The following is a 12,088-nucleotide window of genomic DNA, read 5'->3' as shown; positions in this document are numbered from 1 at the left end:
TCGCCCTCCAAATGTCCCAGCCGATCCGCCTCAAAGACCACGAGAAAGACGCACGCCTGGTGCGCAGCCGTGTCGTGGTCGGAGCCGTGGCCATCGTGCTGCTGGTGTGCGTACTGATTGCGCGCCTGTATTACCTGCAGGTCATCCAGTACGACTATCACTCCACGCTGTCTGAGAACAACCGGGTCCATGTCCAGCCGATCCCGCCCAGCCGCGGCCTGATCTTCGACCGCAATGGCCTGGTGGTCGCCGATAACCGGCCCAGCTTCAGCCTGAGCATGACCCGCGAACGGGCCGGTGACTGGGCCGGGGTGCTCGACACCATCGTCGAGGTGCTGCAACTGAGCCCCGATGACCGGGCCATCTTCGAAAAGCGCATGAAACAGGGGCGCCGGCCGTTCGAGCCGGTGCCCATTCTCTTTGAGCTGACCGAAGAGCAGATCGCCCTGGTGGCGGTCAACCAGTTCCGCCTGCCCGGGGTCGAGGTGGTGGCGCAACTGGTGCGGCATTACCCGCAGGGCGCGCATTTCGCGCACTCGGTGGGTTATGTCGGGCGCATCAACGAGAAAGAGCTCAAGACCCTCGACCCGGTCGCCTACAGTGGCACCCACCACATCGGCAAGACCGGCATCGAGCGGTTCTATGAAAACGAACTGCACGGCCAGGTCGGCTACGAAGAAGTCGAAACCAACGCGCGCGGGCGGGTGCTGCGGGTGCTCAAGCGCACCGACCCGGTGCCGGGCAAGGACATTGTCCTGAGCCTAGACATTCACCTGCAGGAAGCGGCCGAAGCGGCACTGGGCGGTCGTCGCGGTGCCGTGGTGGCGCTCGACCCCAATACCGGTGAAGTGCTGGCCATGGTCAGTGCCCCCAGCTTCGACCCGAACCTGTTCGTCACCGGCATCAGCTTCAAGGCCTATGCCGAGTTGCGCGATTCCATCGACCGGCCGCTGTTCAACCGCATCCTGCGCGGCCTGTACCCGCCGGGCTCGACCATCAAGCCGGCGGTGGCCATTGCCGGGCTCGACGGCGGCGCCGTCACGCCGGGCTCGCGGGTATTCGACCCCGGCTACTACCAGTTGCCCAACTATGACCACAAATACCGTAACTGGAACCGCTCCGGTGACGGCTGGGTCGACCTGGACACCGCGATCATGCGTTCCAACGACACCTACTTCTATGACCTGGCGCACAAGCTGGGCATCGACAAGCTGTCGGTCTATATGAATAAGTTCGGCATCGGCCAGAAGGTCTCGCTGGACATGTTCGAAGAATCCCCCGGCCTGATGCCGTCCCGGGAATGGAAGCGCACCACGCGCCGCCAGGCCTGGTTCCCCGGCGAAACGCTGATCCTGGGGATCGGCCAGGGCTACATGCAGGCCACACCGCTGCAACTGGCCCAGGCCACGGCATTGGTGGCCAGCAAGGGCAAGTGGATTCGGCCGCACCTGGCCAAGACCATCGAAGGCCAGCCGCCGGTCGATCCCAATCCGGTGCCGGACATCATCCTGCGCGACCCCAATAACTGGGCGCGGGTCAACCACGGCATGCAGGAAGTGATGCACGGTGCCCGCGGGACCGCGCGCAAGGCAGCCGTCGGTGCGCAATACCGCATCGCCGGCAAGAGTGGTACGGCCCAGGTCGTGGCCATCAAGCAGGGCGAGAAGTACGACCGCACCAAGGTCCAGGAGCGCCATCGCGACCACGCCCTGTTCGTCGGCTTTGCTCCGGCCGACAACCCCAGGATCGTGGTGGCGGTGATGGTCGAGAACGGCGAGTCCGGCTCCGGCGTCGCGGCGCCTGTGGTCCGTCAGGTCATGGACGCCTGGCTGCTGGACCAGAACGGTCACCTCAAGCCTGAATACGCCGGCTCCCTCAACCCCGAACGCGGCGCTGCACCGACCGCCGAGGCCGCTGCCCGTGAAGAGTAATTTCGACCGCATCCTGTCCAGCGAAGACGTCATGCGTCGCCGCGCCACGCTGCTGCAGCGCATTCATATCGACGGTCCGTTGCTGGTGCTGCTGCTGATCCTGGCCGCGGGCAGCCTGTTTGTCCTGTATTCGGCCAGCGGCAAGAACTGGGACCTGCTGCTCAAGCAGGCCAGCTCCTTTGGCCTGGGCATGGTCGCGATGGTGATCATTGCCCAGTTCGAGCCGCGCTTCATGGCGCGCTGGGTGCCGGTGGGCTATGTGATCGGCGTGATCCTGCTGGTGGTGGTCGACATCATGGGCCACAACGCCATGGGGGCGACCCGCTGGATCAACATTCCCGGCGTCATCCGCTTCCAGCCTTCGGAGTTCCTGAAGATCCTGATGCCGGCGACCATTGCCTGGTACCTGTCAAAACGCACGCTGCCGCCGCAACTCAAGCATGTGGCCGTGAGCCTGGCGCTGATCGGCGTGCCCTTTGTGCTGATTGTGCGCCAGCCTGACCTTGGCACCTCGCTGCTGATCCTGGCCTCGGGCGCTTTCGTGCTGTTCATGGCCGGCCTGCGCTGGCGCTGGATCGTCAGTGTGCTGGCGGCGGCCGTACCGGCGGCCGTGCTGATGTGGTTCTTCTTCATGCACGACTACCAGAAGCAGCGGGTGCTGACCTTTCTCGACCCCGAGAGCGACCCGCTGGGCACCGGCTGGAACATCATCCAGTCCAAGGCCGCCATCGGCTCGGGCGGCGTGTTCGGCAAGGGCTGGCTGCTGGGCACCCAGTCGCACCTGGACTTCCTGCCGGAAAGCCACACCGACTTCATCATCGCCGTGCTCGGCGAAGAGTTCGGCCTGGTCGGCATCTGTGCGCTGCTGATCATCTACCTGTTGCTCATCGGTCGCGGGCTGGTCATCACCGCCCAGGCCCAGACCCTGTTCGGCAAGTTGCTGGCCGGGGCACTGACCATGACCTTCTTTGTCTATGTGTTCGTCAATATCGGCATGGTCAGCGGTTTGCTGCCAGTGGTGGGGGTTCCGTTACCCTTCATTAGCTACGGGGGAACTTCGCTGGTGACCCTGCTGTCAGCGTTTGGAATTTTGATGTCGATTCATACCCATCGCAAATGGATCGCACAAACTTGATCAAGGTGAACTATTCAATGCAAGCAGTGCGCAACTGGGCTCGCTACGCTCCGCTGGTCGGCCTGGTGGGACTTCTCGGCTCGCTGCAGGAGGCCATGGCCGGTGCCTACGAAGGTTCGCCCCAAGTGGCCGAGTTCGTGGGTCAGATGACCCGCGATCATGGTTTTGCCGGTGAACAATTGATGAGCATCTTCCGTGAGGTCGAGCGCAAGCAGGCGATCCTCGACGCCATCTCGCGCCCGGCCGAGCGGGTCAAGCCGTGGAAGGAATACCGGCCGATGTTCATGACCGAGGCGCGCATCGCCCGCGGTGTGGATTTCTGGCGCCAGCACGAAGCGGTGCTGGCCCGTGCCGAGCGTGAATACGGCGTGCCCGCCCAGGTGATCGTGGCAATCATCGGCGTCGAGACCTTCTTTGGCCGCAACACCGGCAACTACCGGGTGATCGATGCGTTGTCGACCCTGGGCTTCGACTACCCGCCGCGCGCCGACTTTTTCCGCAAGGAACTGCGCGAGTACCTGCTGCTGGCCCGCGAACAACAGATCGACCCGCTGACTGTCAAAGGCTCCTACGCCGGCGCCATGGGCCTGCCGCAGTTCATGCCCAGCAGCTTTCGCGCCTATGCCGTGGATTTCGACGGCGATGGCCATATCAATATCTGGACCGACCCGGACGACGCCATCGGCAGTGTGGCCAGCTACTTCAAGCGCCACGGCTGGACGGCCGGACAGCCGGTTGTCAGCCGTGCCAGCGTACAGGGACCGCAGGTCGACAAGGGGCTGAGCCCCGGACTCGACCCGGTCATGAGCCTTGGGGAGTTGCGAGCCCTGGGCTGGGCGAGTCATGATGCGCTGCGCGCCGACCTGCCGGTCACCGCCTTTCGCCTTGAAGGCGATCAAGGCCCTGAATACTGGATAGGATTGAACAATTTTTATGCAATCACCCGTTATAACCGCAGTGTGATGTACGCCATGGCCGTGCATCAGTTATCCGAATCGCTGGTTCAAGCTCGAGGCTTCAAGTAATGCGGGCAAGTACCTCACTGAAACTGCTGCTGTGTGCCGGGCTCGGACTGGTGCTTGCCAGTTGCTCGTCACCCAGCCGATCTCCCCAGAAAAGCGGTAGCGGCCCGGTCGTGCGTGCCACGCCAGGCCTGGACATCAACCGTGCCCACAAGGACGGTGCGCCCTGGTGGGACGTCGACATCACCAAGATTCCCGATGCCACGCCAACCGTGCACACCGGTGCCTTCAAGGCCAACCCCTACACCGTACTGGGCAAGAACTACTTTCCCATGAGCGACGGCCGGCGCTATGTCGCCACTGGCACCGCTTCCTGGTACGGCACCAAGTTCCACGGCCAGAACACCGCCAACGGCGAAGTCTATGACCTGTACGGCATGAGTGCCGCGCACAAGACCCTGCCGCTGCCGACCTACGTGAAGGTCACCAACCTGGACAACAACCGTACCGTTGTCCTGCGGGTCAACGACCGTGGGCCGTTCTACTCGGACCGCATCATCGATTTGTCGTATGCCGCCGCCAAGAAGCTCGGTTATGCCGAAAGCGGTACCGCCAGGGTCAAGGTCGAAGGCATCGATCCGCAACAATGGTGGGACCAGCGCGGCGGCCAGGCACCGCTGATGCTCAGCCAGCCGCAAGTGGCGCCCAGGGCCGTGGCACCGGTGATCACCGCCTCCACCGGCACGATCGAACAATGGACGCCGCCGCCCCAGCAGCATGCCGCCCCGACCGTGCCCTTGCAGGTTGAGGCAAAAAAAAACGATTCAGGATCAGCCGCTGGGCTGTTTCTCCAGGTAGGGGCCTTCGCCAACCCGGATGCTGCGGAGCTGCTGCGCTCGAAACTGAGCACGATGGTCCGGGCGCCGGTGTTCGTCAGTTCCATCGCACGCAACCAGCAGACACTCTATCGCGTGCGGATGGGGCCGGTGGCCACCCAGGGTGAAGCCCAGCAACTGCAGGACAGCGTAAGGTCGGCCAACCTGGGTTCGCCCAGCATGGTGACCCCTGATTGACCGCGCCGCCTGCCGTCTTCACGGCAGGCAAACGCACCGCATCATGGCCTCAACCTGCCGGGCAGAGCAGTAGGTGACGATGCAGCGGCAAGATGATTCTTGCCTGCCAGGCCTGGCCTGGCGTCACGGGAGACGGGAAGGCGCGCCCTTTCACGGATCCTTGAGTTTTGCCCGCGAGGGCATGTTTGCCATCAGCAATTTAGAGAGACGGATGAACATCACAACCTTTGCAAAACGTTTGTGCCTGCTAGTGCCACTGATCATCACGCCTGCTGCCTGGGCCGTAGAACAGATGACACCGGCGGCACCGCAACTGGCCGCCAAATCCTACGTGCTGATGGATGCCTCCAGCGGCAACGTTCTGGTTGAGAACAACGGCGACCAGCGCCTGCCTCCGGCCAGCCTGACCAAGCTGATGACGGCCTACATCGCGACCCTGGAAATCCGCCGTGGCCAGATCGGCGAAAACGATCCGGTGACGGTCAGCGAGAACTCCTGGCGCACCGGCGGTTCGCGGATGTTCATCAAGGTCGGCAGCCAGGTCAGCGTCAGCGACCTGCTGCACGGGGTCATCATCCAGTCGGGCAACGACGCCAGCGTCGCCCTGGCCGAGCACATCGCCGGCAGCGAAGACGCGTTCGCCGACATGATGAACAAGACCGCGGCCGACCTGAACCTGACCAACACCCACTTCATGAACCCTACCGGCCTGCCGAACCCCGAGCATTACTCCTCGGCGCACGACATGGCCAAGCTGGCCCGGGCGATCATTCATGAAGACCCGGCGCATTACGCGATCTACTCGCAGAAAGAGTTCTTCTGGAACGGCATCAAGCAGCCTAACCGCAACCTGCTGCTGTGGCGCGACAAGACCGTCGACGGCCTGAAGACCGGTCACACCGACGAAGCCGGCTATTGCCTGGTGTCCTCGGCGGTGCGTGACGGCATGCGCCTGATCGCCGTAGTCTTCGGCACCAACAGCGAGCAGGCCCGGGCCGCTGAAACCCAGAAACTGCTGACCTACGGTTTCCGCTTCTTCGAAACCCAGAACTTCTATCAGAAGGGTGCCGAGCTGGCCCAGGCCCCGGTCTGGAAAGGCGCTACCCGCCAGGTCAAGGCCGGCCTTGCCGATGACCTGAGCCTGACCATGCCGAAAGGGCAGATGAAAAAACTGTCTGCCAGCATGACCATGAACCCGCAACTGGTCGCGCCGATCGCCAAGGGCGATGTCATCGGCAAGGTTGAAGTGCGCATGGAAGACAAAGTGGTGCACACCGCCGACCTGATCGCCCTCGATGGCGTCGAGGAAGGTGGCTTTTTCCGCCGTGTGTGGGATAGCATTCGCCTGTTCTTCTTCGGTTTGTTCAACTGACAATCCAGAAATCAATGCCGACTCTCTCGCCGCCCGTCCGTGATCCGGACGGGCGGCGTGTCCGTCGTCACGGCTTGTGAGACCTTTACTGCCATGACCGATACCGATGTACAGCCACCAAGAATCGAATTTCCCTGCGCCGACTACCCGATCAAGGTGATCGGTGACACCGGTGTAGGCTTTACCAACAGCGTGATCGAGATCCTCAAGAAGCACGCCGAAGTCGATCTCAAGACCCTGGCCGAGCGTCAGAGCAGCAACGGCAAGTACACCACAGTCCAGTTGCACATCATCGCCATCGGCGAGGATCAGCTGCGCGACATCAATAGCGCCCTGCGCGCGACGGGTGTCGTGCACATGGTGCTCTGATGAGCGATGTTCTCGGCATCCGCGAGCTGGGACTGGTCGACTACGAGCAGGCCTGGCATGCGATGCAGCGCTTCACCGACACCCGTGGCCGCGAGGCCGCCGATGAGGTCTGGCTGGTGCAGCACCCGCCGGTGTTCACCCAGGGCCAGTCCGGCAAGGCCGAGCATTTGCTGCTGCCGGGCGATATTCCTGTCGTACAGGTCGATCGTGGTGGCCAGGTGACTTATCATGGCCCCGGCCAACTGGTGGCGTACCTGTTGCTTGATGTCCGGCGCAAGGGCTGTGGCGTGCGTGATCTGGTCACGCGTATCGAAAACTGCCTGATCGATCTGCTGGGCAGCTACGGCGTGGTGGCGGCGGCCAAGGCCGAAGCGCCAGGCGTCTACGTCGAAGGCGCGAAAATCGCTTCTTTAGGCCTGCGCATCCGTAACGGTTGTTCCTTTCATGGCCTGGCGCTGAATGTCGACATGGACCTGGAGCCGTTCCGGCGTATCAACCCCTGCGGTTATGCAGGGCTGACGATGACCCAGCTGAGTGAGCATGCCGGGTCAATAGAATTTGCCGAGGTAAGTGCCCGGCTGCGCGCGCAGCTCGTCAGACACCTCGACTATGCTGAGCAGGCGACCCTTACGGGCGGAATAGACTGATATGACTGATACCGTGCAAACCCTGATCCCGACGCTGGATGTGTCCGAGCGTGCGCCCCGCCCCAAAGTCGAAGCAGGCGTAAAGCTGCGTGGCGCGGAAAAAGTAGCGCGCATCCCGGTCAAGATCATTCCAACCGTCGAACTGCCGAAAAAGCCTGACTGGATTCGCGTGCGTATCCCGGTTTCGCCGGAAGTCGACCGCATCAAGCAACTGCTGCGCAAACACAAGCTGCACAGCGTCTGCGAAGAAGCGTCCTGCCCGAACCTGGGCGAGTGCTTCTCCGGCGGCACCGCCACGTTCATGATCATGGGTGACATCTGCACCCGTCGCTGCCCGTTCTGCGACGTGGGCCATGGCCGTCCCAAGGCCCTGGACACCGAAGAGCCGCACAACCTGGCGGTGGCGATTGCCGACCTGCGCCTGAAGTACGTGGTGATTACCTCGGTAGACCGCGACGACCTGCGCGACGGTGGTGCCCAGCACTTTGCCGACTGCCTGCGCGAAATCCGCAAGCTGTCGCCCAACGTGCAGCTCGAGACCCTGGTGCCCGACTACCGTGGGCGCATGGACGTGGCACTGGAAATCACTGCCGCCGAGCCGCCGGATGTCTTCAACCACAACCTGGAAACCGTGCCACGCCTGTACAAGGCCGCGCGTCCGGGTTCCGATTACCAGTGGTCGCTGACCCTGCTGCAACGCTTCAAGCAGATGGTGCCGCACGTGCCGACCAAGTCCGGTCTGATGCTGGGCCTGGGCGAGACCGACGAAGAGGTGATCGAAGTCATGCAGCGCATGCGCGAGCATGACATCGACATGCTGACCCTGGGCCAGTACCTGCAACCGTCGCGCAACCACTTGCCGGTGCAGCGCTTCGTGCACCCGGACACCTTTGCCTGGTTTGCCGAGGAAGGCTACCGCATGGGCTTCAAGAACGTGGCGTCCGGGCCGCTGGTGCGTTCGTCGTACCATGCCGACGAGCAGGCCAAGATCGCCAAGCAAGCGCTCTGATCACAGGGCATAAAAAAAACGGGCCGCAGAGTGATCTGCGGCCCGTTTTTTCATGTGCGCTGAAAAGGCGCCTACTGCTGTCGCAGGCTGTTGAGCAGCTCGTGGGTCGGATAGCCATCGGCCGGCCAGCCCAGCGCCTGCTGGGCGCTACGGATCGCCTTGCGGGTGTTGGTGCCGATGATTCCGTCAGGCGCGCCGGCGTCGTACTGGCGGGCACTGAGCAGGCTCTGCAGCTCCATGCGCTCGGAGCGACTGAGCGGCAGGTCGGTGCGCGGCCAACTGCCCACAACGTAACCGGCGCCCTTGAAGCGATCGCCCAGCATGCTGATGGCCATGGCATAAGAGCTTGAGTTGTTGTACTTGAGAATGGCGCGGAAGTTGTCCAATACCAGAAAGGCCGGGCCACGGTAACCGGCGGGCAGCAGCAGGGAGGCCTGTTGCTGAGCGGCGGCGGGCGGCAGCGGCGTGCCGTCGGGCAGCTTCAGACCCAGTTCCTGCCATTGCGCCAGGCTCTTGCGAATCGCAGGGTCTGCCAGGGCGTAGTCGAAACCGCTGGCCAGGACCACTTCATAACCCCACGGCTGTCCACGCTGCCAGCCCGAGCTTTGCAGATAGTGGGCGGCCGAGGCCAGGGCATCGCTGGGGCTGCTCCAGATATCGCGGCGACCGTCGCCATCGAAGTCCACGGCATGGGTGTTGTAGGTGGTCGGCATGAACTGGGTCTGGCCCATGGCGCCGGCCCACGAGCCGATCATGCGGTCGGCACTGATGTCACCTTGCTGGATGATGGTCAGGGCCGCCAGCAACTGGCTTTGCGCAAAGGCCGGGCGGCGGCCTTCATAGGCCAGCGTGGCCAGCGAGCGGATCACCGACTGGCTGCCCTGGAACTGGCCGAAGTTGCTTTCCATGCCCCAGATGGCGACCAGGGTCTGGCGGTCGACGTTGTAGCGTTGCTCGATGGCCTGCAACTCGCTGGCGTACTGGGTCAGCAGGGCCTGGCCCTTGCGCACGCGGGCATTGGAAATGGCGTTGTCGAGGTATTCCCAGACCGGACGGCTGAACTCGGGCTGGCTACGGTCGGCCTTGACCACGCTCATGTCGGGTGTGACCCCGGCGAAGGCCGTGTCGAAGACGTCGGCGCGGATACCGGCCTGCAGGGCCTGGTTGCGAAAGCCGGCCTGCCACTCGCTGAAACTCACGGTAGGCTGGAGGGACAGGGTATCGTCGACCGCCAGCGGGGCAACAAGAGCCGGCGCGGGAGTCGCTGCGGCTGTGTTGACGTTCTGAAGCGGGGTGGCGTCGGCCGCAGTGGGCTTTTCAGCGCAGGCGACCAGGGCAATGAGGCTGGAGGCGGCGATCAACTGGCGCAGGGGCCAGCGTGGGGTAAAACAGAAGTGCATGCTGGGGTCCAGGCAAATACCGTTAGATGCAGACCTTAACACGCCAGCCAGGTTGCATGGGCTGTGAAAGTAACGACATTTATCAGGCAGCCATAAAGTAAAAAGCCTCCCGGTCTTTCGACTGGAAGGCTTCGCGGCGGTAGCTGCCTTTGCCCTTGGCCGGGCGTTCCTGGCGGCTGCGGAACAATGGTTGGGCAATGATGGATTTGGCCTTGTTGGGCCGCTTGTTCTTGCTCATGGCAATAATTCCCTCGGGTGTGTGCGGGGCGCATGATCGGACACGACGCGCAGCGTGTCCAATAGACCTGTGCTATGAAGCGACCTTCACTCTAATCACGCATACAAGTACTGACAGATTTTGCTGGATATTGAATTCACCCTTTGTAGGAGCGCGCTCTGCCCGCGACCGAGTGCGCAGCGCTCGCAAAATTTGTGAAACGCCACAATTTTACGACTGCTAACGCAGCCGGTCGCGGGCAGAGCGCGCTCCTACTACGGCAACTGCAACCGTTGCCCCGCCATCATCAGGGCCAGTCGCGCCAGGCTGCTCCACGGTGAGCCGGGTGCCTGGCCCTTGATCTGTGCGTCGATCTGCTGGGCATCGAGCAGCAACTGGTTCCAGCGCTTGCTGGACAGGCGCTGCAAGGCCTTGCCCATCAGTGGCTTGCGCTTGTCCCAGACCGGCGGGCGCGCCGAGCTGAACACCTTGTCCAGTGGCATGCCCTGGCTGAACTGCAGGGCCATGGTCGCCAGGGCACGCAGCTCGCGGGTCAGGGCCCAGAGAATCACCGGGGTTTCCACACCCTCACCGCGCAGCCCTTCCAGAATGCGCAAGGCATGGGTCGCATCGCCGGCCAGCACCGCATCGGTCAGGCCGAATACATCGAAGCGCGCACTGTCGGCAACGGCCGCCTGGACGGTCTCGACGGTAATCTGCCCGTCTTCGGCCATCAGCTTGAGCTTTTCGATTTCCTGCGCGGCCGCCAGCAGGTTGCCCTCGACCCGGGCGGCGATCAGTTCAACGGCATCCTGGGTGGCGGCAAGGCCGGCCTGGGACAGGCGCTGGCGAATCCATTGCGGCAACTGGTTGGCATCCACCGGCCAGATCTGTACGAACTGACACTGTGCGCCGTCGACCAGCGCCTTGCCCCATTTAGTCTTCTGCGCGCTGCCATCGAGCTTGGGCAGGCTGATCAGCAGCAGGGTGTCTTCGGCCGGGCGCGAGCAGTATTCGATCAGCGCCGCCGCGCCCTTGTCGCCAGGCTTGCCCGAGGGCAGGCGCAGCTCCAGCAGGCGTCGTTCGGCGAACAGCGACAGGCTGGCCCCGGCCTGGAGCAGGGTGCCCCAGTCGAAGTTGGCGTCGGCGCTGAACACCTGGCGTTCATCGAAGCCCTGCTGGCGCGCAGCGGCACGAATGGCGTCGGCCGCTTCCTGGCACAGCAACGGGTCATCGCCACTGACGATGTAGACCGGTGCGAGCGTGCCTTGCAGGTGTTTGCCGAGTTGGGCGGGGGCGAGTTTCATGGCGGGGCCGGCGATCGGGGCCAGCAGGCTGGCCCCGTAGAAGTTTAGCGGTTCGGGATTTCGACAGGCGACTGCTGAGGCGTGGCATCACGCAGGCGTTGTGCGTCCTGGCGGGCTTGCTCTTCGGCACGGGCGACTTCGTCGGCACGGACTTGCAGTTGGTCCAGGCGTTCCGGGGTCAGCTGTTGCAGGCGGGCGAGCAGGCGCTGGATCAGTTCGCTGCGCATTTCCTGGCGGATCTGCGCCGCTTCCTGGTCGGAACCGGTCAGGTTGTTGCCGTCATGCACGTAGATGCGGTCGACGCTGACCTTGTCGCCCAGCAGGAAGCGGTCCTGGATACCATGGATCTCGTAGTCCAGCGTGGTCGTCAGTTGGTACTCGGCCGAGCGGCCGGAACCGGAATAGCTGGCGGTGCGCTGGCTCTCGGATTCGTTGACCAGTTGCAGCTTGTACTGCGCGCCGGTATAGACGTTGACGCCGGAGCTGGTCAGCACGCGCGTCAGTTGGGTCACGGTGTCGCCATAGGAGTTGCGGGCGCTGACGTCCAGTTCCTTGATGGCCAGTTCGTTGCTGCCGGTGCCGCGCAGCTGGAAGCCACAGGCGCTCAGCATCACAGCCAGACCCAGCACCAGCAGATTGCGTTTGATCATCTTTATATTCCCCTTG

12 protein-coding genes are annotated in these 12,088 nt (G+C 63.3%); 8 read left to right on the top strand and 4 right to left on the bottom strand.

What is annotated here, in order from left to right; translation table 11 throughout:
• The first annotated feature begins 11 nt into the window (after positions 1-11).
• The 8 genes from mrdA (at position 12) to lipA (ending at position 8,498) form a co-directional block, all read left to right on the top strand.
• Positions 12-1,931 (top strand): penicillin-binding protein 2, encoded by a 1,920-nt coding sequence (gene mrdA, locus DGA31_RS27605; RefSeq protein WP_056841867.1) that lies wholly within the window; start codon positions 12-14, stop codon positions 1,929-1,931.
• A gap of 31 nt (positions 1,932-1,962) precedes the next feature.
• On the top strand, positions 1,963-3,066 hold the full coding sequence (gene rodA, locus DGA31_RS27600; RefSeq protein ID WP_056842007.1) for a rod shape-determining protein RodA: 1,104 nt from the start codon (positions 1,963-1,965) through the stop codon (positions 3,064-3,066).
• A gap of 17 nt (positions 3,067-3,083) precedes the next feature.
• Positions 3,084-4,091 (top strand): lytic murein transglycosylase B, encoded by a 1,008-nt coding sequence (mltB, locus tag DGA31_RS27595; protein ID WP_056842008.1) that lies wholly within the window; start codon positions 3,084-3,086, stop codon positions 4,089-4,091.
• Positions 4,091-5,101 (top strand): septal ring lytic transglycosylase RlpA family protein, encoded by a 1,011-nt coding sequence (locus DGA31_RS27590; protein ID WP_056841868.1) that lies wholly within the window; start codon positions 4,091-4,093, stop codon positions 5,099-5,101. Before mltB ends, DGA31_RS27590 begins: the two co-directional genes overlap by 1 nt.
• 211 nt (positions 5,102-5,312) lie before the next feature.
• Positions 5,313-6,473, top strand: a complete 1,161-nt coding sequence (locus DGA31_RS27585) for a D-alanyl-D-alanine carboxypeptidase family protein (RefSeq protein WP_056841869.1) — start codon at positions 5,313-5,315, stop codon at positions 6,471-6,473.
• A gap of 93 nt (positions 6,474-6,566) precedes the next feature.
• Positions 6,567-6,842 carry a DUF493 domain-containing protein gene (locus DGA31_RS27580; RefSeq protein WP_056841870.1) on the top strand — a complete coding sequence of 92 codons (276 nt, stop codon included), beginning with the start codon at positions 6,567-6,569 and terminating at the stop codon, positions 6,840-6,842.
• On the top strand, positions 6,842-7,489 hold the full coding sequence (gene lipB / locus DGA31_RS27575) for a lipoyl(octanoyl) transferase LipB (RefSeq protein WP_056841871.1): 648 nt from the start codon (positions 6,842-6,844) through the stop codon (positions 7,487-7,489). Before DGA31_RS27580 ends, lipB begins: the two co-directional genes overlap by 1 nt.
• 1 nt (position 7,490) lies before the next feature.
• Positions 7,491-8,498 (top strand): lipoyl synthase, encoded by a 1,008-nt coding sequence (gene lipA, locus DGA31_RS27570; RefSeq protein WP_056841872.1) that lies wholly within the window; start codon positions 7,491-7,493, stop codon positions 8,496-8,498.
• 71 nt (positions 8,499-8,569) lie between these two features.
• Here lipA and DGA31_RS27565 read toward each other — a convergent pair whose 3' ends face one another.
• The 4 genes from DGA31_RS27565 to DGA31_RS27550 all read right to left on the bottom strand — a co-directional run bounded on the left by DGA31_RS27565 (position 8,570) and on the right by DGA31_RS27550 (position 12,072).
• Entirely contained in the window at positions 8,570-9,898 is a 1,329-nt protein-coding gene (locus DGA31_RS27565) for a lytic murein transglycosylase (RefSeq protein WP_056841873.1), read from the bottom strand.
• An 82-nt stretch (positions 9,899-9,980) separates the two neighbouring features.
• Positions 9,981-10,136 (bottom strand): alternative ribosome rescue factor ArfA, encoded by a 156-nt coding sequence (gene arfA / locus DGA31_RS27560; RefSeq protein ID WP_056841874.1) that lies wholly within the window; start codon positions 10,134-10,136, stop codon positions 9,981-9,983.
• Between the two features lie 254 nt (positions 10,137-10,390).
• Positions 10,391-11,422, bottom strand: a complete 1,032-nt coding sequence (gene holA / locus DGA31_RS27555; protein ID WP_109514670.1) for a DNA polymerase III subunit delta — start codon at positions 11,420-11,422, stop codon at positions 10,391-10,393.
• Between the two features lie 44 nt (positions 11,423-11,466).
• A complete protein-coding gene (locus tag DGA31_RS27550; RefSeq protein ID WP_109514669.1) occupies positions 11,467-12,072 on the bottom strand; it encodes an LPS-assembly lipoprotein LptE in 606 nt (201 codons plus the stop codon).
• Between the last annotated feature and the right edge of the window lie 16 nt (positions 12,073-12,088).

The sequence above is a fragment of the Pseudomonas ovata genome, assembly GCF_003131185.1.
In the GTDB taxonomy this organism is placed as follows: Bacteria; Pseudomonadota; Gammaproteobacteria; order Pseudomonadales; family Pseudomonadaceae; genus Aquipseudomonas; species Aquipseudomonas ovata.
The sequence above is the reverse complement of the archived record's forward strand: the minus strand, read 5'-3'. Positions and strand labels throughout refer to the sequence as shown.